This window comes from Achromobacter sp. JUb104 (assembly GCF_024806975.1).
In the GTDB taxonomy this organism is placed as follows: Bacteria; Pseudomonadota; Gammaproteobacteria; order Burkholderiales; family Burkholderiaceae_B; genus Achromobacter; species Achromobacter spanius.
The window spans coordinates 288,968-311,109 of sequence record NZ_JANUEY010000004.1; the positions used below are offsets into that span (position 1 = coordinate 288,968).

General features: G+C 65.8%; 19 protein-coding genes. 6 read left to right on the plus strand and 13 right to left on the minus strand.

Going from position 1 to position 22,142, the window contains the following annotated elements:
* Nucleotides 1–201: 201 nt before the first annotated feature.
* From M2361_RS27185 to phoB, 7 genes are all read right to left on the minus strand, one after another.
* Nucleotides 202–657 carry a DUF411 domain-containing protein gene (locus M2361_RS27185; RefSeq protein WP_259252875.1) on the minus strand — a complete coding sequence of 152 codons (456 nt, stop codon included), beginning with the start codon at nt 655–657 and terminating at the stop codon, nt 202–204.
* A gap of 39 nt (nt 658–696) precedes the next feature.
* Entirely contained in the window at nt 697–1,671 is a 975-nt protein-coding gene (locus M2361_RS27190) for a copper resistance protein B (RefSeq protein ID WP_259252876.1), read from the minus strand.
* A 27-nt stretch (nt 1,672–1,698) separates the two neighbouring features.
* Entirely contained in the window at nt 1,699–3,477 is a 1,779-nt protein-coding gene (locus M2361_RS27195; protein WP_259252877.1) for a copper resistance system multicopper oxidase, read from the minus strand.
* Between the two features lie 112 nt (nt 3,478–3,589).
* Nucleotides 3,590–5,023 (minus strand): heavy metal sensor histidine kinase, encoded by a 1,434-nt coding sequence (locus tag M2361_RS27200; protein ID WP_259252878.1) that lies wholly within the window; start codon nt 5,021–5,023, stop codon nt 3,590–3,592.
* Nucleotides 5,024–5,062: 39 nt separating this feature from the next.
* On the minus strand, nt 5,063–5,749 hold the full coding sequence (locus tag M2361_RS27205; protein ID WP_259252879.1) for a heavy metal response regulator transcription factor: 687 nt from the start codon (nt 5,747–5,749) through the stop codon (nt 5,063–5,065).
* Between the two features lie 84 nt (nt 5,750–5,833).
* Nucleotides 5,834–7,141 carry a phosphate regulon sensor histidine kinase PhoR gene (gene phoR / locus M2361_RS27210; RefSeq protein WP_259252880.1) on the minus strand — a complete coding sequence of 436 codons (1,308 nt, stop codon included), beginning with the start codon at nt 7,139–7,141 and terminating at the stop codon, nt 5,834–5,836.
* Between the two features lie 12 nt (nt 7,142–7,153).
* Complete coding sequence (gene phoB, locus M2361_RS27215; protein WP_006227196.1) at nt 7,154–7,852, minus strand: phosphate regulon transcriptional regulator PhoB; 699 nt, start codon at nt 7,850–7,852, stop codon at nt 7,154–7,156.
* Between the two features lie 162 nt (nt 7,853–8,014).
* On the opposite strand from phoB, the gene ubiE reads away from it, so the two are divergent.
* The 6 genes from ubiE to rfaE2 all read left to right on the plus strand — a co-directional run bounded on the left by ubiE (nt 8,015) and on the right by rfaE2 (nt 14,143).
* Nucleotides 8,015–8,791 carry a bifunctional demethylmenaquinone methyltransferase/2-methoxy-6-polyprenyl-1,4-benzoquinol methylase UbiE gene (gene ubiE, locus M2361_RS27220; RefSeq protein ID WP_259252881.1) on the plus strand — a complete coding sequence of 259 codons (777 nt, stop codon included), beginning with the start codon at nt 8,015–8,017 and terminating at the stop codon, nt 8,789–8,791.
* 176 nt (nt 8,792–8,967) lie between these two features.
* Nucleotides 8,968–9,972, plus strand: coding sequence for a Tim44 domain-containing protein (locus M2361_RS27225; RefSeq protein ID WP_259252882.1), 1,005 nt, complete (start codon nt 8,968–8,970; stop codon nt 9,970–9,972).
* A gap of 188 nt (nt 9,973–10,160) precedes the next feature.
* Nucleotides 10,161–10,808 carry an SCP2 domain-containing protein gene (locus M2361_RS27230; RefSeq protein ID WP_259252883.1) on the plus strand — a complete coding sequence of 216 codons (648 nt, stop codon included), beginning with the start codon at nt 10,161–10,163 and terminating at the stop codon, nt 10,806–10,808.
* 3 nt (nt 10,809–10,811) lie between these two features.
* Entirely contained in the window at nt 10,812–12,365 is a 1,554-nt protein-coding gene (gene ubiB / locus M2361_RS27235) for a ubiquinone biosynthesis regulatory protein kinase UbiB (RefSeq protein WP_259252884.1), read from the plus strand.
* Between the two features lie 180 nt (nt 12,366–12,545).
* Nucleotides 12,546–13,424 carry a ferritin-like domain-containing protein gene (locus M2361_RS27240; protein ID WP_259252885.1) on the plus strand — a complete coding sequence of 293 codons (879 nt, stop codon included), beginning with the start codon at nt 12,546–12,548 and terminating at the stop codon, nt 13,422–13,424.
* Between the two features lie 230 nt (nt 13,425–13,654).
* On the plus strand, nt 13,655–14,143 hold the full coding sequence (gene rfaE2, locus M2361_RS27245; protein WP_050449144.1) for a D-glycero-beta-D-manno-heptose 1-phosphate adenylyltransferase: 489 nt from the start codon (nt 13,655–13,657) through the stop codon (nt 14,141–14,143).
* Between the two features lie 394 nt (nt 14,144–14,537).
* On the opposite strand, the gene M2361_RS27250 is transcribed toward rfaE2, so the two are convergent.
* The 6 genes from M2361_RS27250 to M2361_RS27275 form a co-directional block, all read right to left on the minus strand.
* On the minus strand, nt 14,538–15,869 hold the full coding sequence (locus tag M2361_RS27250) for a TolC family outer membrane protein (protein ID WP_100853308.1): 1,332 nt from the start codon (nt 15,867–15,869) through the stop codon (nt 14,538–14,540).
* 79 nt (nt 15,870–15,948) lie between these two features.
* Nucleotides 15,949–16,629, minus strand: a complete 681-nt coding sequence (locus M2361_RS27255) for a protein-L-isoaspartate O-methyltransferase (RefSeq protein ID WP_050449103.1) — start codon at nt 16,627–16,629, stop codon at nt 15,949–15,951.
* Nucleotides 16,630–16,813: 184 nt separating this feature from the next.
* Nucleotides 16,814–17,656 carry a bifunctional hydroxymethylpyrimidine kinase/phosphomethylpyrimidine kinase gene (gene thiD / locus M2361_RS27260; RefSeq protein WP_259252886.1) on the minus strand — a complete coding sequence of 281 codons (843 nt, stop codon included), beginning with the start codon at nt 17,654–17,656 and terminating at the stop codon, nt 16,814–16,816.
* A complete protein-coding gene (locus M2361_RS27265; protein WP_259252887.1) occupies nt 17,653–18,462 on the minus strand; it encodes a thiazole synthase in 810 nt (269 codons plus the stop codon). The genes thiD and M2361_RS27265 overlap by 4 nt, the downstream gene beginning before the upstream one ends.
* Nucleotides 18,463–18,645: 183 nt before the next feature.
* Nucleotides 18,646–19,668, minus strand: coding sequence for a cobalamin-binding protein (locus tag M2361_RS27270; RefSeq protein WP_259252888.1), 1,023 nt, complete (start codon nt 19,666–19,668; stop codon nt 18,646–18,648).
* Nucleotides 19,669–19,720: 52 nt separating this feature from the next.
* Nucleotides 19,721–21,766, minus strand: a complete 2,046-nt coding sequence (locus tag M2361_RS27275; protein ID WP_259252889.1) for a TonB-dependent receptor — start codon at nt 21,764–21,766, stop codon at nt 19,721–19,723.
* Nucleotides 21,767–22,142: the final 376 nt, after the last annotated feature.

Below are 22,142 nucleotides of genomic sequence, written 5' to 3' on the forward strand. Positions count from 1 at the left end.
GGGTGGTGAGAAAGCTTGTTATTTATTGTGGCGCATTTTTGCTGCAGTGCAAGGAGTAGCCATTGAGCCGGTGTGGATGAATTGTTTCAACGGTAGGGCGGAAGCACCCGGGCAGCGCCTGGCTACCGGTGTCGATGAGTGGATTCAGCGGTAGCGCGGAAACCTGAGCTCCGCCTTGCTTGCCAGTGCGGATGAATGGTTTCAACGATAGGCCTGAAACACCTGGGCGTCGCCTTGCTTGCCGACCAGCAGCACGTCATGCGGCGTCTTTCTGCCGCCGTACTCGGGGCCGTCCATGCCTGGCGAACCCAGCGGCATGCCGGGGGCGGCCAGGCCGGCGGCGTCGGGCTTTTCCAGCAGCAGACGGCGTACGTCGCTGGCGGGCACGTGGCCTTCGACCGCGTAGCCGTCGACCATCGCGGTGTGGCAAGAGCCGTAGTCCGCCATGCCCGCGTTGCGGCGGATGGGGCCGGTGTCTTGCACATCGTGGGTGGTGACGATGAAGCCGTTGTCGCGCATGTGCTTGACCCAGTCTTCGCAGCAGCCACAGGTGGGCGTTTTCCAGACCTCGACCTTGATGGGGCCTTGGGCGGTGGCGAACGCCGGCGCGCAGAGCGCTGCGGCAAGAACCAGGCGTGTCAGTCGGGATACGTTCATGATGCTCCGATCAGGGTGATGGACAAGGGCAAGTGTTCGTCAGAACCAGAATCGCACGCCGGCCATGACGGCGGTCTGCGACCGGCTGGCGCCGGCGTCCGACGCGTAGCGCGCCGTCTGGCCGAACTTTCGTTCAAAGGATACGCCGATATACGGCGCGAATTCGCGCGTGACTTCATAGCGCAAGCGCAAGGACAGCGAGCCCGTGGACAGGCCCGACCCGATGCCGCGTTCGGCATCGGACTTGCCATACAGGCTGGCTTCCAGCTCGGGCGTGAAGATCAGCCGTTGCGTCAGCAGCAGGTCGTATTCGGCCTTCAGCGCCAGCGCCGTGCGGCCCGACGCGCCCACATACGCGGTGGTTTCCAGTTCTACGTTGTAAGGCAGCACGCCTTCAATGCCGAAGGCGGCCCAGTTGCGCTTGGGGCCGGTGCCGATGTCGCGGCGCGCACCCAGTTGCAGGTCCCAGAAGGGCGATACCGCGTGGCTCCAGAAGGCTTCGACCTTGCCGTCCGAGCCGCCACCGTTTTCGCGTTCACCTTCGCTCTTCACGACCAGGCGGTCGGTGGCGGTGCCGAACCAGAAGCGGCCATCCCACTCCAGCGCGTTCTGGCCATCGCGGTTGCGCGATACGCCGAATTTGTCGAACAGCACCTGCCAAGTAGGCGCGTTGTCCATCATGTGTGGGTGGATGCCATAGCTGTCGTAGCCGCGTTCCCCCGCGCCGTCGCTGGACGGCAGGCTGCCCAGGGGCGGCGAACCCGAAGCGGGGGCGTCATGGTTCATGTCCGCGTGATCCATCGCGGCCGGGGCAGTTGGCGGCGCCGCGCCGTGGTCCATGCTGGAGTGGTCTGTCGAGGCCGGTTCGGGTGAGGGCGTCGCGCCGTGGTCCATGCTGGAATGGTCCATCGTGCCATGATCCGCGGCGGGCGACTGCGCCTGCGCGCCTGCCGCGGCCAGCGTCATTGCCATTGCCACGGCGCACAGCTTCAGTTGCCGTGTGCTCGATGTCATTGAGGGTTTCATCGAAAGCGTCATTGATTACTCCACCACGACCGCTCTGAACATACCGGCCTCCATGTGATACAGCAGGTGGCAGTGGTATGCCCAGAGCCCGCGCGCGTCGGCGCTGACCCGGTAGCTGAGCCGCTGCGCGGGGTTGAGCGTGATGGTGTGCTTGCGGACCTGGAAAGCGCCGTCGGGCGACTCCAGGTCGCTCCACAGGCCATGCAGGTGGATGGGGTGCGTCATCATCGTGTCGTTGACCAGCACAAAGCGCACGCGCTCGCCGTAGCGCAGCACGATGGGCTTGGCATCCGAAAACTTCACGCCGTTGAACGACCACATGTAGCGTTCCATGTTGCCCGTCAGATGCAGTTCGATCTCGCGCGATGGCGCGCGCTTGTCGTCGGGTTCGCGCAGCGAATGCAGGTCCGCATAGGTGAGCACGCGGCGGCCGTTGTTGCGCAGGCCCACGCCCGGGTCGTCCAGTCGCGTCGACACCTGGTCCGGCAACATGGAATTGCCCACGCCGCGTTCCGTGGGGTAGGGGTGTTGGACTTGAACCATGCCGCCTTCGCCAGCCCCTGAGCCGTGCGCATCGCCGTGTTCCAGGCCGGGCACGGCGCCGTGGTTCATCGCGCCATGGTCCGTGCCGCCGGCATCGTCCATGGGGGCTTCCTTGCTTGCGCCCATGTCATGCGACATCCCCATATCCATCATGCCCAGCAGTTGCACGCGGTCCAGCGCGGGGACGTCCGCCTGCATGCCGGCGCGCGGCGCCAGCGTGGCGCGGGCGTACCCCGAACGGTCCATGGCTTGCGAGAAGATGGTGTAGGCACGCTCGTCTTTGGGTTCGACGATGACGTCATACGTTTCCGCCACGCCAATGCGGAATTCCTCTATCTCCACCGGCCGCACGTCCTGCCCGTCGGCGGCCACCACCGTCATCTTCAGGCCGGGAATGCGCACATCGAAGTAGGTCATCGCCGAGCCGTTGATGAAGCGCAGCCGGATGCGTTCGCCCGGTTTGAACAGCCCCGTCCAGTTGCCGGCGGGTGTGGCGCCGTTGGTCAGGAAGGTGTAGGTGGCGCCGGACACGTCCGCCAGGTCCGACGGATTCATGCGCATCTGCTCCCACATCAGCCGTTCGGACAGCGCGGCGCGCCAGCCGTGCTCGCGCGCGTCGGCCGACAGGCTCTGGACGCTGGGCTGGATGCCGTTGTAGTAATCGGGCATCACCTTGAGCTTGTTGAACAGCCGCATGGGATCTTCGTCCGTCCAGTCGGACAACAGCACCGTGTGCTCGCGGTCGAAGGCGACGGGGTCGTGATGGCGTGGGTCGATGACGATGGCACCGTACAGGCCGGTCTGTTCCTGAAAGCCCGAATGGCTGTGATACCAGTACGTGCCGCTTTGACGCACCGGAAAGCGGTAGGTAAACGTCTGGCCGGGGTCGATGCCGCCAAAGCTCATGCCTGGCACGCCGTCCATGTTGGAAGGCAGAAGAATGCCGTGCCAATGAATGGACGTTTGTTCGCGCAGCCGGTTCGTGACGTGCAGCGTGACCGTGTCGCCTTCTTGCCAGCGCAGTATTGGCGCAGGCAACTGGCCGTTGACCGTGGTGGCGATGCGGGCCGCGCCGGTGTAGTTCACGGGTGTTTCACCGATCTCCAGATGGAATTCGGTGCCGCGTAGTTCGGCGGTGAGGGCGGGTGCGGGCGCGGCCCAGGCGGCGCGCCAGCCGCCCAGCGCCGCCAACGCGCCGCCCGTGGCCAGGCCTTGCACAAAGCGGCGGCGGGCAAGAGATGAGGTGCCCATGGGCTTCGCGGCGGGGCGGAAGCGGGGCAGAGCGTCTTTCACGAAAGTCCTTGAAGGAGTGACCGTGATGACACTTTAGGAAAGCCGGGGTGACCTGATTCTGTCGCCTGGATTACGGTTTTGTAATGTTCGCCGGCGCGTTGGTCAGGGACCGGTCCGGGGTCGAGTGAGAACCCTTCAGTGTGATGCCCACCACCGTGCCGTTCGCGTCGGACGCCGCATCGACATCGCCGCCATGCATGCGGGCGATGGCGCGCACGATGGCCAGCCCCAGTCCGTGGCCCTCGCTGCGCGGCGCGCGCGATGCGCCCGACCGGAAGAAGCGGTCAAAGATGCGGGGCAGGTCCGCCGCCGGAATCGGCGTGCCGGGGTTGCGCACTTCCACGCGCGCGCCCGCCGTTTGCGCGGAACAGGTCAGCACGATTTCGCTTCCGGCTGGCGTGGCCTTGATGGCGTTGGCGATCAGGTTGGCCAGTGCCCGGCGCACCAGGCCGGGGTTGGCCGCCACCGTCGCATCGCCCTCGCAGCGCAGGCGCACGCCTTGTGCCTCCAGCATGGCCTCGTAGTAGTCCGCCACCCGCCGCGCTTCGGCGGCCAATGACACGGGCGCCAGGTCGGCCGCCTGTTCGCCCCGATCGGCGCGGGCCAGGAACAGCATGTCGTTGACCAGCGTCTTCAGGTCTTCAAGTTCTTCCAGGTTGGATTCCAGCGCGTCGCGCAGTTCGGCGGCATCGCGCGGCGACGACAGCATGACCTGAGCGCCGTTGATCAGCGTGGCCAGCGGCGTGCGCAGCTCATGCGCCACGTCGGCGTTGAACCCTTCCATTTGCTGATAGGCCGCTTGCAGGCGTTCCAGCGTGCGGTTGAACGAGCGCACCAGGTCATGCAGTTCGCGGTCGGTGTCTTCAAGCGGCAAACGGTGCGCCAGGTTGTCGGGCTGGATGCGCGCGGCCTGTTCCGACAGGCGCCGAGTGGGGGCCATGCTGCGTCGCACGGCCCAGGCCGCCAGCACCACGGTCGCGCCCACCCACAGCGCGCAGATCAGCACCAGCGCCGTGCCATAGGCGTAAAGGAATTGCGAGCTGGTGCGGGTACTGACCGCCACGGTCAATTGCGCGCCGGGCAGGATGCGGTCGTTCATGGCGACGCGCAAACCGCGCATGCGGCCGCCGTCGGCGGTTTGCAGCACCACCTGCCGGCCGTTGACCGTGTCCAGCGTTTCAGGCGGCGGTCCGCCATAGACGGCGTGGCCTTGCGCGTCCACGATCCAGATGCCCAACTGGCCTTGCCCCGCACGCATCTGGTCAAAGGTGGCGGCCAGGTCTTGCAGGCCGCTGGCGCTGTTTTGCATGTCGATCAAGTGGTCGATCAGTTCCAGCTTGCCGCTGACCTCGGTGATTTCCTGGCGCTCGACTTCGCGCTTGAGCGCCCAGAACAAGGTCGCGCCCGCCAGGCTGGACACCAGCAGCGCAATGGCGCCCAGCAGCAGCGTCAGCCGGGCTTGCATCGAGCGCATGCGGGGCGGCTTGGGGCGGGGCGGTGTCATCGGAGTGACCTCATGGGCGCGGCCATTCGTCAGCCTGCGTCATGTCGGCAGCGGCTGGCTGCGCGACTCCAGCACGTAGCCCATGCCGCGCACGGTATGCAGCAGCTTGGCTTCGTAGGGGGCGTCCAGTTTGCTGCGCAGGCGGCGCACCGCCACGTCGATGACATTGGTGTCGCTGTCGAAATTCATGTCCCACACCTGTTCGGCCAGCGTGGTGCGCGACAGCACCTGGCCCTGGCGGCGCAGCAGCAGCGCAAGCAGGCTGAATTCCTTGGCGGTCAGGTCCAGCCGGCGCCCGCCGCGCTGGGCGCGACGGCTGGCCAGATCCAGTTCCAGGTCGGCCAGCCGCAGCAGCGTGGGTTCCTGCGCGCGGCCACGGCGCAACAGCGCCTGCACTCGCGCCAGAAATTCCGAAAAGGCAAAGGGCTTGACCAGGTAGTCGTCGGCGCCGCCTTCCAGGCCGCGCACGCGGTCTTCCACCGCGTCGCGCGCGGTCAGCATCAGGATGGGGGTGTCTTTGCGCGCCCGCACGGCGGCCAGAATGCCGAAGCCGTCCACGCCGGGCAGCATCACGTCCAGCACGATCAGGTCGTACGCGCCTTCCAGCGCCAGATGCAGGCCGTCCACGCCGTCGCGCGCCACGTCCACGACATGGCTCTGTTCCGACAGGCCCTTATTCAGGTAGTCGGCCAGCTTGGGTTCGTCTTCGATAACCAGGATGCGCATGGCCCGGAATTTACCACCCGCGCCGCGAGCGCGGTGCGGGCGAGGGGCGGGGGCAGCCGGGATTGCGGCCGAAGCCGCAGCCCCTTATTCAGCTTCGTCCACGGCGATGCGTTCGGGCGGAAAACGCAGGGTGAAAACGCTGCCCTTGCCGGGTTCGCTGGTGATCAGCAGTTCGGCGTCGTGGCGCATGGCGATGTGCTTGGTGATCGCCAGCCCCAGGCCAGTGCCGCCGACCGCGCGCGAGCGTCCGCGATCCACGCGGTAGAAGCGTTCGGTCAGGCGCGGCAGGTGGCGCGCGGGGATGCCGATGCCGGTGTCCTGCACGCTATAGCGCGCGCCGCCATCGGGCTCGCGTGCCCAGCGCACGGTGATCGTGCCGCCATCGGGCGTATAGCGCACCGCGTTGGTCAGCAGGTTGGACAAGGCAGAGGTCAGTTCCGTCTCGGCGCCCAGCACGTCCAGCGCTTCGTCTATATGCCATTCGAGCACATGGCGTCCGCCCGACAGCGCTTCGATCTGCTGGCGCGCCTTTTGCAGCAGCGCGCCCATGTTGATGGCGCGCGGGTCGCTGCCCGGCGACGATTCCAGCGTGGACAAGGTCAGCAGATCTTCCACGATGGCCTGCATGCGCTGGGCCTGCTCGTGCATCATGTCGATGTACTGCGCGCGCTGTTCTTCGGGCAGCGCGTCGGCGGGCATGTCGCGCAGCGTTTCCAGAAAGCCCGCCAGCACCGTCAGCGGCGTGCGCAGTTCGTGCGACACGTTGGCGACGAAGTCGCGGCGGGTCGTTTCCAGGCGTTCGATCTGCGTCACGTCGCGGGTGATGAGCAGGCGCTGGTTGCTGGCGTAGGACGTCAGCTGCATCATCATCAAGCGTTCCTGGCCCTGTTGGCCCAGGCGCACCAGGATGGGCTCGGGCCACGCGGGCCGATGCGCGTATTCCACGAACTCCGGGGCGCGCAGCAGGTTCAGCAGATTGTGACCACGGTCGGCCGGCAGGCGCAGACCCAGATGCTGGCGCGCCATGCGGTTGCACCAGTCAATCTGAAAATCTTCATTCAGCGTGACCGCGCCGTCCGGCAAGGCCTGGGCGGCGGCCAGCATGCCTTGCATGGTGTCGCGGGTTTCGGTCAGCTCACGGGCACGCGCGCGGGTGTAGCGGTAAAGGGGGGCAAGGATGTCGTCCCAGGGGCCGACGGAAGCGGGGGGCGAGGTGTCGGGCTGATTGGCCCAACGGGAAACCAGCGTCAGGCGCCAACTGCGCCAAAGCAGCATGGTGGCCTGTGCGGCTGAAAATACAATCCAGCCCGCGGGGTCTCCTATGAGCCATTGCGCCAGTAAGGCAATCACCGCCCACAGGGCGACCAGGAAAAGTGTGCGCAGCCAGATCATCGTGCGGGAGTTTTACCGCGTCGGAAGCTGTGCCGTAAACCGGTAACCGCTACCACGGACCGTTTCCACGTGCGCGTCGTGGCCGCTGGGTTCCAGCGCCTTGCGCAAGCGGCGGATATGCACGTCCACGGTGCGTTCTTCAACGAACACGTGGTCGCCCCAGACCTGGTCCAGCAGTTGCGAGCGCGAGAACACGCGCTCGGGGTGGGTCATGAAGAAGTGCAGCAGGCGGAACTCGGTGGGGCCGATCTGCAGCGACTGGCTGTTGCCCGACAGGCGATGCGTCACCGGATCCAGCTTCAGGCCGCCCACGTCGATGACGTCGTCGGTCAGCTGGGGCGCGCGGCGGCGCAGCACGGCCTTGATGCGGGCCATCAACTCTTTGGGCGAGAAGGGCTTGGTGATGTAGTCGTCGGCGCCGGCTTCCAGGCCGTCAACCTTGTCTTGTTCGGAACCCTTGGCGGTCAGCATGATGACCGGCACGGCGCGGGTGCGCTCGTCATTGCGCAGCTTGCGTGCCATGGCCAGGCCGGACGTGCCGGGCAGCATCCAGTCCAGCAGGATCAGGTCGGGCAATTCGGCGCGGATAAGGGTCTGGGCTTGGTCGGCGTCGAAGGCGCGCAGCACTTTGTGCCCCGCGAAGGACAGGTTGACGGCGATCAGTTCCTGGATTGCGGGTTCGTCTTCGACGACGAGGATGGTGCTGGACATGGCGAATTTGGCACGCTTCTGAGCGCCGGCGCGGCGCGAACATTGCGATAGTATGGCCGCAATATTTCAGGTATGTGACCGCCAGGCGCTTTCAGGGCGGGTTTTCGAGCCGCCGCCGCATGCCCGATAGGCTACCATTGCCCGATATATCGGGAATTCACTATGCAAAACCCCTCCGAATCGCAACATTCCGCGCAATCCAACGACTCATCCACGCATTTCGGTTTCCAAACGGTGCCGGAAGGCGAAAAGGCCCGTAAGGTCGCTGAAGTTTTCCATTCGGTCGCCCAGCGCTACGACGTCATGAACGACTTCATGTCGGCGGGCCTGCACCGCATCTGGAAGGCCTTCACCATTGGCCGCGCCGCCATCCGCCCCGGCATGAAGGTGCTGGACATTGCCGGCGGCACGGGCGATCTGGCCAAGGCGTTCGCCAAGCGCGCCGGCCCCACGGGCGAGGTCTGGCTGACCGACATCAACGATTCCATGCTGCGCGTAGGCCGCGACCGCATGACCGACGCCGGCCTGCTGCTGCCCACCACCGTGTGCGACGCCGAGCGCCTGCCGTTCCCCACCGGGTATTTCGACCGTGTCAGCGTGGCCTTCGGCCTGCGCAACATGACCCACAAGGACCGTGCGCTGGCTGAAATGGCGCGGGTGCTCAAGCCGGGGGGCAAGCTGCTGGTGCTGGAATTTTCGCGCGTGGCCAAGCCCTTGTCGCCCGCCTACGACTGGTATTCCTTCAACGTATTGCCGTGGCTGGGCAAGAAAATTGCTAACGACGAGGCCAGCTACCGCTATCTGGCTGAATCCATCCGCATGCATCCCGACCAGGAAACCCTGGCCGACATGCTGCGTACCGCCGGCCTGGAACGGGTGCAGTACTTCAACCTGACCGCCGGCATCGCCGCGCTGCACGAAGGCGTGCGCCTGGGCTGAACCCGGCATGTTCATCGGATGATTCGTCCCCCACGGGGAACTTGTGGGGCGGCCGCTTGTCCGTTATTCTTACGACGTTCAGATTACTGTAAGAAAAGTCGCGAATAGGTCCCGCTGTCCGTGGGACTCCTTGCTGCTCGGGGCAGCGGGGGCGCGAGTACGAGGGAGCAAACTCTATGTCCAAATTCTGTTTTTCGCGGTTTGTCGCCGCGGCGCTCATCGCCGTTTCCGGCGCGGCGTTGGTCACGGCATCGTTTGATGCCGAAGCCCGTCGCGCGGGTGGTGGCAGCAGCGTCGGCCGTCAATCCTCCAATGTGACCCAGCAGCGCCAGGCCACCACGCCGCCGGCCGCCGCCAACAACACGGCCGGCGCCACCGCGGCCCCGGCCGCCGCGGGCGCTGCCACGGCAGGTGCCGCGGGCGCCGCCGCCAAGAGCGGCGCGTCGCGCTGGCTTGGCCCCATCGCCGGCATCGCCGCTGGCCTGGGTATCGCCGCCCTGTTGTCCAGCATGGGCTTGTCGGGCGCGTTCGCCGAATTCCTCGGTTCCGCGCTGCTGATCGCCGCTGTCGTGTTCGCTGTCATGTTCATCATCCGTCGCCTGCGTGGCGCCGGTCCGCGTACGGCAACGCAAGGCGCGTTCAATGGCGCCAACAACGCACCGGGCCAGCAACAGCAGCCCATGTGGCGTGAAGCGCTGAAGCCGACCGCCGCTGCCGCTCCGGCTGCCGCTGCCGCCGCCGCGCCTGTGGCGCCTCCGGCTGTGCTGCCCGAGGCTGGCGCGGACAACAACTGGTTCGTGCCGGGCGACTTCGACACGCCCGCCTTCCTGAAGCAGGCCAAGGAGCAGTTCGTTCGCATCCAGGCCGTTTGGGACAGCGGCAGCACCGATGGTCTGCGCGACTTCCTGACCGATGACCTGATCACCGAGCTCAAGCCGCAATTGGCCGAGCGCGGCGCGGCGCCCAACAAGACCGAAGTGGTCCTGCTGAACGCTGAAATGCTGGGTATCGAGACCGTATCCGACGGCCACCTGGCCAGCGTGCGCTTCTCCGGCATGCTGCGCGAGGCCCCGGGTACCGAGGCCTTCCGCTTCGAAGAAGTCTGGAACCTGTTCAAGCCCGCCAATGGCGGCTGGCTGTTGGCCGGCATTCAACAGATCCCCGTGGATCTGGCCAGCTAAACGCTGTTTGGCCGGGGTTGACCCTGTCCACTGCTGAAGGATGCCACCCGGCATCCGATAGAACCGGCCCTAGATGGGCCGGTTTTTCCTTGTCCCGCTGCCTGAAACGCGCTCGCATCTAACCCGTTACACTCCCGATTTAGCCACTAATTTCGGCAACCCCGGCCACCGGGTCGTTGCAGACCGTCATGCTGCCTTTTTCGTTCCTGCCCACCCCCTCGCGAATGGCTGTCAGCGCGCTCAACGCCTTGTTGCGGCGCGAGGACTGGGCGCGCGAGCGCCTGGCGAAGCACGCGGGCAAGACCGTGCGATTTGCGCTGGGCGCCTTTACGCTGGCCCTGACGATCGACAGCGAAGGCCTGGCCGCGCAAGCCGACCCGGCCGTGGTGCCCGACGTGACCTTGACGGTCGCCCCTGAAAAACTGCCCCTGCCGCGTCTCGGAGGCTTGGGCGATGATCGCGAAGCGCCTGATTTCGCCGAAGCCACGCACATCTCGGGCGATGCCGCCCTGGCGCAGGTGGTGGCTGATCTGTCCAAGCAGTTGCGCTGGGATCCCGAAGACGCGCTGGCCCGCGTGGTGGGCGATATCGCCGCCCTGCGCATCGTGGGCGGCGCGCGCGCGGCGGCCGACGGCGCACGCACGGCCAGCAAGCGGCTGGCCGAAAACGTGTCTGAATACCTGGCCGAAGAAAGCGGCGTGCTGGTGGGCCGCCCCGCACTGGAGCAATGGCGCCTGGACCTGGCCGAGCTGAACACGCGCGCGGACGCGCTGGCGCGTTCGGCCGGTGCGCTGCAAACCCGTCTGGCTTCCGCCAGTGCAAAGCGGGGTGCCTGATCCATGTTTCCCCTGCTGCGCCTGCTTCGCATCATCGTTGTATCCCTGCGCTATGGCCTCGACGAGCTCGTCCTGTCCGGCCTGAACCACCCGCTGGCCACCTGCCTGTTGCGCGTCATCCGCCTGGGCACGCGCCCGCGCCAGCCCCGTGGGCAGCGCCTGCGCCTGGCGCTGGAGTCGCTGGGCCCCATCTTTGTGAAGTTCGGCCAGGTGCTGTCCACCCGGCGCGACCTGATCCCCGCTGATATCGCTGACGAACTTGCCTTGCTGCAAGACCGCGTGCCCCCGTTCCCGTCGGCACAGGCGGCGGCCTGCATCGAGGCCGCGCTGGGCGCGCCGCCCGAAAAGCTGTTCGCGCAGTTCGATGTAGACCCGGTGGCGTCGGCGTCGATCGCGCAGGTGCACTTTGCCGTGCTGCACGACGGCCGCGAGGTCGCCGTGAAAGTGTTGCGGCCCGGCATGTTGGGCATCATCGAAAAAGACCTGTCGCTGCTGAAGATCGTGGCGCGCATCATCGAACGACTGGGCGCCGACGGCCGCCGCCTGAAGCCGCGAGAAGTCGTGGCCGAATTCGACAAATACCTGCACGACGAACTGGACCTGGTGCGCGAAGCGTCCAACTGCAGCCAGTTGCGCCGCAACTTCGGCCCGGAATCCGGCCGGGGCGACATGCTGATCGTGCCCGAGGTGATCTGGGAATACACCGCATCCACTGTGTTCACGATGCAACGCATGTACGGCATGCCGGTGGGCCAGGTGCAGCGCATGCGCGAGGCGGGCATCGACATCCCGACGCTGGCGCGCACCGGGGTGGAAATCTTCTTTACGCAGGTGTTTACCGACGGCTTCTTCCACGCCGACATGCACCCCGGCAACATCTATGTGTCGGACCGCCCTGACACGCTTGGCAGCTACATCGCGCTGGACTTCGGCATCGTGGGCTCGCTGTCCGAGTTCGACAAAAATTATCTGGCGCAGAATTTCCTGGCCTTCTTCCACCGCGATTACCGGCGTGTGGCGCAACTGCATATCGAATCGGGCTGGGTGCCCGCCGACACGCGCGAAGAAGAACTGGAGGGCGCCGTGCGCGCCGTCTGCGAACCGTACTTTGACCGGCCGCTGTCCGAGATCTCGCTGGGGCAGGTCCTGCTCCGCCTGTTCCAGACGTCGCGCCGGTTCAATGTAGAGATCCAGCCGCAACTGGTCTTGCTGCAAAAGACCTTGCTGAACGTCGAGGGATTGGGCCGTCAGCTCGACCCAGACCTGGATCTCTGGAAGACGGCCAAGCCTTATCTGGAACGCTGGATGCGCCAGCGTGTCGGGTTCAAGGGCTTGCGCCAAAGCCTGGAAAAAGAAGCCGCGCAGTGGTCGCAAATGCTGCCCGCTTTGCCCAGGCTGGTCCATGACCACCTGAGCCGCCCGAACGTCTCGCCGGCGCTGCTGGCCGAGATGGTTCACCTGCGGCGCGCCCAGGAACAGAACAACCGGCTGGTTGCAGCGCTGGTTGGGGTAGTGGCTCTTGCGATCGGGGTCGCAATATGGGCCTTGACCCGGTAGGCGGCGCAATGATCTAGACGAACGCTGTCATGTTTCATTCATGAAACGGTCATCATAGCTTCGCGGGAAACGGCGAAAAATAGCGCTGCGGTGGATGAATGCAGCGTCACGCCGACAAGACGCGCGCGCCATTCATTAATTTCTATCGCCCCACAAGCGGGACGAATACAAGGGCAGACCATGCTTTATCCTGAACTCTTCAAGACCATGGAAGCGGTGCGCTGGAACATGGCTCACGACATCCCCTGGGGGGATTTCGATAGCAGCAAGCTCTCTGACGAGCAGGCGCAAACCATCAAGATGAACGCCATCACCGAATGGGCGGCGCTGCCGGCCACGGAGATGTTCCTGCGCGACAACCGCGGCGACAGTGACTTCTGCGCATTCATGTCGGTGTGGTTCTTTGAAGAACAGAAGCATTCGCTGGTGCTGATCGAATACCTGCGCCGCTTCCGTCCGGACCTGGTTCCCACCGAAGAAGAGCTGCACAACGTGCGCTTCGAATTCGACGCCGCGCCGGAACTTGAAACGCTGATGCTGCACTTCTGCGGCGAAATCCGCCTGAACCACTGGTATCGCCGTGCCGCGGAATGGCACACGGAACCGGTCATCAAGGCCATCTACAAGACCGTGGCGCAAGACGAAGCCCGCCATGCCGGCGCGTATCTGCAATACATGCGCCGCGCGCTGCATGACCGTGGCCAGGACACCAGCGAGCAGGCCCGCCTGGCGTTCTCGAAGATCGGCGTGCTGATGGCCTCGGCCGGCCGGACGCAGCAGGCGCTGCACCCGACCAACCTGCACGTGAACAAAGACCTGTTCCCCAACGACACCGTGCAATCGCGCCTGCCCGAGCCGGGCTGGCTGGAGCACTGGCTGGACACGCAGATCCGCTTTGACGGCATCTGGGAACAAAAGGTCGCCAGCCGCATCCTGCACATTTTGTCCAAGCTGATGGATCGCAGCTTCGAAACGGTGAAGGACCTGAACCGCTACCGCAAGGAAATGACGGCGCTGGTCGTACCCAAGGAAAAGAAGATCATCCTGGACGGCGCCTGATATTTCTCGGGCGGCGGGCTGTTCTGGGGCGCCTGCCGTGTTGTGGGGGATGCTGCTCGGCATGCTGCCGGGAATGATGCCGAGATGCTGCCGGGAATGATGCCGAGATGCTGCCGGGAATGATGCCGAGATGCTGCCCGGAATAATGCCGAGATGCTGCCCGGAAAGCTCGCCGGAGAGCCCCCGGGGATGCTGCTTCTTGGCGGCGGATGCGCGGATATAATCGCCGCATGTCCGCCGCCCGTTTTGAATCCAAAGTCCTGTCCCGCGACGAATGCGTCGCCGCCGTCGCCGCTGGCCGCCTGCCGCGGCCGCTGGTATTCACCAACGGCGTCTTCGACATCCTGCATCGCGGCCACGCCACGTATCTGGACCAGGCCGCCCAGCTGGGCGCGACGCTGGTAGTGGCAGTGAACACCGACGAGTCGGTGCGCCGCCTGGGCAAAGGCGCCGAACGTCCGTTAAATCGCATGGAAGACCGCGCCGCGCTACTTGCCGCGCTGGGCTGCGTGACCGTGGTCACGTCGTTCCATGAAGACACACCCGAAGCCTTGATCGGCGAGATCAAGCCCGACCTGATCGTCAAGGGCGGCGACTACGACATGGAAACGCTGCCGGAAACGGCGCTGGTAAAAAGCTGGGGCGGCCGCGCGGTGGCGATCCCGTTCGAATTCGAGCGCTCCACGACGGCGCTGGTGAAGAAGATCCAGGGCGGCTGACAAACATGCGGCTTAAGGGCCGCATTTTTTTGCGCGGGAAGCTGATGGGTTACGCGCGATCTTCGGTCGGGTTCTTGTGACGGGTATCGCGCGCTACACCCATCCTACGAGCGGGGCATCCTGTCCTTGATGCGTAGGATGGGTGAAGCGCGGCACCGCCGGCGCGCGAAAATTGGCGTTTGTCGCGCGTAACCCATCAGCAACGTCCGCGCGATGGGTTACGCGCGATCTTCGACCGGGTTCTTGTGACGGGTATCGCGCGCTACACCCATCCTACGAGCGGGGCATCTTGTCCTTGATGCGTAGGATGGGTGAAGCGCGGCACATCGGTCATGAACGACCAAGCGCCCATCGCGCGCAACCCATCACCCATCGCGCGCAACCCATCACTCCCTCACCGCGGTTCCCTCAACAATCGATTGATCGCTTCCAGATCCGTCTCGGCCAGGATGCCGCTGGTTGCCTTCAACCTCAATCCCGACAACACCGTGCTATACCTCGCCAGCGCCAGATCCCGTTGCGTCGCATAAAGCTGTTGCTGCGCGTTCAACACATCCAGGTTGATACGCACGCCCACTTCGTAGCCCGTGCGGTTGGCTTCCACCGCCGCTCGGCTGGACTTCTCGCCCGCTTCCAGCGCTTGGATACGTGCCAGCCCACTCGTCACGCCGGTGTAATACTGCCGCGCAGCTTGAATTGCTTGCCGGCGCGCGGTTTCGAAATCGTGGCGGGCCTTCTGTTCCAACTGCACCTTTTCGGTCACTTGCGACGACACGCCGCCACCCGAATACAGCGGAATCGACAGCACCACGCCGACCGTGTTGTCGATCGGTTTGCCCGGCGCGGCATTGCGCATGACCGCGTCGCTGGCGCTGCCGCTGGTGGCGCGCAGGTTCAGGCTGGGGTAGTGGCCGCTCTTGGCGATCTGGATCTCTCGCCCCGCGATGCGGGTCAGCAACTGCGCGCGCAGCACTTCCAGGCTGGATGACTCGGCTTGTGTGCTCCAGTCGTTGACGCGGGCGGGTTGGGGCGCGGGCAATTGCACGCCGTAGGGCAGTTCGGCCAGCGCGCCAGGCGGTGAGCCGATGATCTTGGCGAGCTCGTCGCGGCGCACGTCCAGATCGTTCTGCAGGCGTAGTTCCTGCGCCACCACCAGGTCGTAGCGCGCCTGCGCTTCATACGTGTCAGTGACCGTGGAATTGCCCAACTCGAAATTGCGCTTCGCCGATTCCAGTTGCCCGGCCACGGCGGCCTTCTCGGCCTCGGTGGCGGTCAGCGCGTCTTGCGCATACAGCACGTTGAAATACGCATCGGCAACACGCAGCAGCAAGTCTTGATAGGCCTGCTGTAGTTGCACCTCGACATCGGCAACGATCAGCTTGGACTGTTCGTAGTTCTGCCAGCGGCCCCAATCAAACAGAGGCTGGGTCAGCGCCAGATCCCAGACGCCGCGCCCGCCGCTATACGACACGCCCAGGCCGCGCGTGCTGCGCGTTTCCTGGTAGGCGCCACCGGCTTCCGCCGTGATCAGCGGCAGCAGCAGCGATCTTGCTTGGGGTTCTTTTTCCAGCCCGGCGCGATAGTTGGCGCGGGCGGCGGCGTAGGTCGGGTCATTGCCCAGCGCGGCTTGCCAGACCTGGATCAGGTTCTGCGCGAACGCGGGTGACGGCCCGACGCTTGCGGCGCAGGTAAATACCAGTAAAGCCGTAAGCAGTCGGACGCGCATGATTTTCAACGATACGCCGGGCCGCCCCGGAATGCGTTGGCCCCGATGCGGGGCGGGCGCGGGGCGGCAGGGAGGGGGTTTAGAACTTGAACTGCGACACCGCAACGCCGCGCAGCGGCTTGATCACGGTTTCGAACAGGTTCACCGTTTCGAAGCTGGCGGCGGTGGTGCGGGTGATGCGACAGGCCGTCATGACGGGAGCCTGGCCCACGATGACGACCAGACGGCCACCCACGCGCAATTGATACTTGAGCGCGTCCGGCACGACCGGCACCGAACCCGTGACCAGGATGGCGTCGTATTCGGTGGAGCCCCAGCCGTTGCGGGCGTCGCCGGTTTCAACCTTCACGTTGGTGACGTTGTTCATTTGCAGGTTCTGCTGCGCGAACGTCACCAGGCGGCTGTCGATTTCAACCGAGGTCACCTGTTGGGCCAGATAGCCCAGCAGCGCGGCCTGGTAGCCGGAACCGGTGCCGATTTCCAGCACACAGTCGGACTTGGTCAATTGCAGTTCTTGCGCCAGACGCGCTTCAACCTTGGGGGCGAGCATGGTCTGGCGGGTGTTCACCGCATTGATTTCAAGCGGCAGTTCCAGGTCGGAAAACGCCAGGGCGCGCAGGGCCGGCGGAACGAATTGTTCGCGGCGCACATCGAACAGCGCTTGCAGCACGTTGGCGTCCAGGACGTCCCAAGGGCGGATCTGCTGTTCCACCATATTGAAGCGGGCTTGTTCTACGTCGGGCAGGGTCGAAGCGTTCATGACGGTCAGGAAAAAACAGAGGAATCAGCCGGCCATTGTACCGATTCGTAGCGTCCTGTGACGGCGCGCGCCGCAGGCACCTGTTTCAGGCCGGGCCGCGCCGCGAATCCGGCCGTGGAAATGAGCGCGGCGCTTCGAAAAGCGCCGCGAGGTCTCGGGCAAAACGTAGCCTTGATCTACGCGCCTACCACCAGGCGTGGAAGTGATGCACCGGGCCGTGGCCCGACCCCACCGACAGGCGCTCGGCGTGGCGGATGGCTTCGGTCAGATACGCCTTGGCGCGGCGGGCGGCCTCGGGTACGTCCCCAATTTGCGGCAACAAGGCCGCCAGTGCCGCCGACAGCGTGCAGCCCGTGCCGTGGGTATTGGTCGTTTCGATGCGGTGGCCGGGCAGTTCGATCATGCGGTCGCCGTCGTGCAGCAGGTCGATGGTTTCATTGCCGGGCAGATGGCCGCCCTTGACCAGCACCCAGCGTTCGCCGGAATGCGCCAGCTTGTTGCGCAGGCGTTCGGCCACGCGCCGCATTTCCTTGACGGTTTCCACCGGCCGCTCTTCCAGCAGCACGCCGGCTTCGGGCAGGTTGGGCGTCAGCATCGTGCACTGCGGCAGCAGCGCCTCGCGCATGGCGCCCACGGCGTCGTTCTCCAGCAGCAGGTCGCCGCTCTTGGCGACCATGACCGGGTCCAGCACCACGTGCGCCGGGGTCCACTTGGCCAGCTTCTCGGCCACCACTTCAATCACCGGGTACTGGCCCAGCATGCCGATCTTGACCGCGTCGATGCGCACGTCGGCGAACAGCGTGTCGATCTGCAAGCCCACGAAGGCGGGCGGCACGGCCGAGATACCGGTGACGCCCTTGGTGTTCTGCGCCGTCAGCGCCGCGATGATGGCGCAACCATAGGCGCCCAGCGCGCTCATGGCCTTGACGTCAGCCAGGATGCCGGCGCCGCCGGACGGGTCGACGCCGGCGATGGTCAGCGCGTTGGGAATGGGACGGGCGTTGCCGTCCTGTTGGCGCGAACTCATTTCGCCGCGCCCGGGCCGCCGGTGATCAGCCCTTCGGTGGGCGAGCTGGGCGCGCCGCTATACAGCTTCTTGGGCATGCGGCCGGCCAGGAAAGCCTCGCGGCCGGCTTCCACGCCCTTCTTCATGGCGCTGGCCATCAGGATCGGGTCTTGCGCGGCGGCGATGGCGGTGTTCATCAGCACGGCGTCGCAGCCCAGTTCCATGGCGATGGCGGCGTCGGACGCGGTGCCCACGCCGGCGTCCACCACGACCGGCACGCGGGCCTGGTCGATGATCAAGCGCAGGTTCCAGGGGTTCAGGATGCCCATGCCCGAGCCGATCAGGGACGCCAGCGGCATGACGGCCACGGCGCCCATGTCTTCCAGCATGCGGCACTGGATGGGGTCGTCGGTGCAATAGACCATGACCTTGAAGCCTTCGTCGACCAGCGTCTTGGTGGCCTTCAGGGTTTCAGGCATGTTCGGGAACAGCGTGTGCGGGTCGCCCAGCACTTCCAGCTTGACGAGATCGTGGCCGTCGAGCAGTTCGCGCGCCAGGCGCAGCGTGCGCACGGCGTCGTCGGCGCTGTAGCAGCCGGCGGTGTTGGGCAGCAGCGTGAATTTGGACGGCGGGACGTAGTCCAGCAGGTTCGGTTCGCCCGCATTCTGGCCAATGTTGGTGCGGCGGATGGCGACGGTGACGATTTCCGTGCCGCTGGCATCCAGCGCCGCGCGGGTCTGTTCAAAGTCCTTGTACTTGCCGGTGCCGACGAGCAGGCGCGACGAATAGGCGCGTCCGGCGATGGTGAGAGTGTCTTGTGTGGTCATGGCGGTGTTTCAAAGGGCGGGTGCGCACAGCGATGCCCGCGGAGGCTGACTGAGAGGCTTTTGCGAATGATAAAGCACGATGTCGCGCCGCACGCGGAAGTCCCTGGGAAGCCGCGTTCCGTTTTTCAAGGATTGTGGTAATTGCCAAGAACGGATCAGCAAGAACGGATCAGCAAGAACCGATCAGCGCAGCCGGTCCAGGTCGGCGCAGATGGCCTCGGCCGCGTCGATCAGGCGCGGCCCCGGCCGATACAGCGCGTCGGCATCCACGCCGTACACGTGCCCCAGGCGGGCGGCGGGCAGCCCCAGCGCCTGCCACGCGGCCAGGTTGCGGGCGGTGTCTTCAGGCCGGCTCACGCCCGCCAGCACGGCCTCGGGCCGGGCCGCCAGCACGCCTTCCAGGCTGACCTGGGGGGCCACGATGGGCGCCTGGCCAAAGACGTTGACGCCGCCGCAGATGCGCAGCGCGTCGCTGACGATGCTGCTGTCGTTCAATGTGTAGATCGGCTCCAGCCCGGCCTGGATGAAGACGCGCACCGGCCGGCGGCCAGCGTAGCGCGCGGTCAGGGCGGCCAGGCGCGCGCGCAGTTGCGCGGCGGCCGGTTGGGCTTGTGCCTGGGTGCCGAACAACACACCCATGCGTTCCACGGCGTCGGGAATGGCGGCCAGCGTCAAGGGGTCGCTGTAGAACACCGGCACGCCCAGCTTGTCCATGACGCGCACGACAGGTTGCGCGGCGGTAGGTTGCCAGGCGATCAGCAGGTCGGGGCGGACGGCGGCCACGCGCTCGGCATCGGGTTGCGTGCCGTCGCCGATCACGGGCACCTGGCGCGCGGCCGGGGGGTAGTCGCTGCCGCGGATGGTGGCGGCCAGATAGTCGCCCGCGCCGGCGGCGTAAACCAGTTCAGTCGCATGCGGGGCCAGCGTGATGGCGCGGCGCGCGGGCGCGGCCAGGGAAACCGGGCGGCCCTTGTCGTCCTGCGTGTGGATGGCGGTGCCGGCGGGAATTGCGGCCGGGGTAGCGGCCAAGGGTGCGGACGAAGGTACGACCGAGGGTGCGTCCGAAGTTGCGGCCGACGCTGCGACCGAGGGCGCGGCCATGGTCGCCGCCGAAGCCAGCAGGGCGCCCTGGGCCAGCACAAGGCCCAGGGATCGCTTCAGGGACCGCCCCGGGCAGGGGCGGGTCAATGCGCGTGCGAACGTCATGCAAGAGCCGATAAGGTCAGCGAAGAACGCCGACTATATCGGATGTCCGCCATCAATAGCGCAGCGTGAGCGACGCGTAGAAATTGCGTCCCGGCGCCGGGTACAGGTTGTAGTTGGCAACCGGCCCCAGCATTTCGAACGATGCATTGCCGCCGCGTATGCCGTAGGTGGCGTACTGGCGATCGAAGATGTTGTTCACGCCGATGGCGCCTTCGATGTTGCGCGTGAACTTGTAGGCCACCTTCGTGTTGAACAGCACATAGGCGTCCAGTTCCTTGTCGAACTGGTTGGCCTGGTCGTTGTCCATGCGCGACTTGCCCACGTACTGCGCTGACACGTTCCACAGGAACGCATCGGTGGGGCGCCAGGTCACGCCGGCGTTGGCCAGCCACTTGGGCGCCAGCGGCACGGTCTTGCCGGCCAGGTCCACGCCCGCGTAGGTGCCCGAGCGGAATTGCGCTTCCATCCAGGTCAGGTTGGCATCCAGCGTGACGCTGCTGGACACGGCGGTGCGGCCTTCCAGTTCGATGCCTTGGCGGCGGGTCGGGTCAAGGTTGGTGTTGGCGCCGGTGCCCGGACCCCACATGCCGTCGGCCAGCGGGTTGTACTGGATTTCGTTGGTGAGGTCATAGCGGAAGTACGACAGGCGGGCGCTGCTGGCCTGCCCTTGCCACGTCACGCCGATTTCCTTGTCGATGGACGTTTGCGGGGCCAGCGGGCTTTGCACCGACAGCAGTTCGTCGGCGTTGGGCAGGCGGAAGCTGCGGCCGACCTTGCCGTACAGGCCGAAGCCGGCCGACAGTTCCTGGCGCACGCCCAACTGCCAGGCGGTCAGGTGGTTGCTGCGGTCGGACGCGGTGCCCGACCCGCTCAGCACTTCCAGATCGTCCGAGGCGTACTGGCGGCGCACGCCGGCCGTGACGGTGGTGCTGTCGGTGGCGCGGATCAGGCCTTCGGCGAACAGGCCGTACTGGTGCTGGCGCGACTGCCACTTCGACGGTTCGAAGTCGTAGTAGGCGTTCTGGTTGGCGGTGGTCTTGGATTCCTGCGCGTCGGCGCCGAAGACGATGCTGTGGCCGCCGTTGATCGGCAGGCGATAGCGCACGCTGGCGATGTTCTCTTCCAGCTTCTGGTCGCGCAAGGTGTCGCCAAAGCCGTCATACGTCAGGCCGTTCAGCTTCTTTTCGCGGGTGGACAGGTCGGCGTACAGCATGCCCACGCCAATGGCTTGCTCCACTTGCAGGCCGAAGGTGTTGGACGTGGTCTTGACGTAGTCCACATCGTTCTTCGCGCCGCGCGGGTCGTCCTGGAACTCGTTCACGCCGGTCGACGGGCTGATCAGGCGCGGGCCGGGCAGTTCCAGCTTTTGCGAGGTGGTGCGGCCGTACAGGCGAATCGAGCCGTTGTCGTGGCGCAGCGTGATGCCGGCGCCGCCGCCCTCGCGACGCTCGCCGCTGTGGTCGCGGTAGCCGTCGCTGTGCAGCGACTGCATGTAGGCGTCTACGCCAACCTTCTCGTTGTTCATCGCGACCGCGGCGTCGTACTGGCGCAGGCCGTAGCTGCCGAACGTGGCGGTGGCCCGGGCCGTCACCGGCTCTTTCGAGAAGTCCGACTTGGTGATGATGTTGATCACGCCGCCGGTCGTGCCGCCGCCGTATTGCACCGAGCCGCTGCCGCGCACGATTTCAATGCGTTCCACCTGGTCCAGCGGCACCACGCCCAGGCTGGGAGCCGACAGGTCATTGGTGTTCTGCTTCACGCCGTCGATCAGGATCAGCGTGTTGCTGGCGCCCGTGATGCCGAAGCCGCGCAGGTCGACAATCGCGTTGTCGCTGGAGCTGCTGGTGTTGATCAGGTTGATGCCGGCCTGGGTCGACAGCAGGTCCTGCATGGTGCGGGCGCTGCTGGCGGCGATGTCTTCGGCGCTGATCACCGAAATGGACACCGGCAGCGTGCGGCCGTCGGTCGGCACGCGTTGGGCGGTGACGGTGACCGTGTCGAGTTCAGGGGTGGGGGAGGCAGCTTGCTGAGCGGCGGCGATGGCCGGAGCGGAACAGAGCAGGGCGCCGGCGTAACGCCGGATAGAGCGGGCTTTCATCTACGTAACCTCGATGCGACCCGCGACCCCGCAGGCCAATCACGATGGGAGGATGCCCCGCGCCACGGCAAACCAGGCTGGCCTGGGTGGCGGCGATGGACTTCCTGGCGATCGAACTGGCCGGTATCGGGCTGCCATGGGCGCAAAGCGCGCATGGGGACCGTTGCGGGGGCAGCACAGGCTGGACGCGGGGCCTGCCGGCAGCCTGGTGGGCGGCGGCGGCCCGGGGGGCGTCTTCCTGTTTCCCGTTTACCTTTCGCACGCGGACCGGCAAGTGTTGCGTTCTTGCCAGCCCAATGCGCCGAAAGCACCGGTTCGGGGCCGAAACTGTATCACCCGAGGCCGCGAGAGACCCCGTTTTGTTACGATCAGGGCT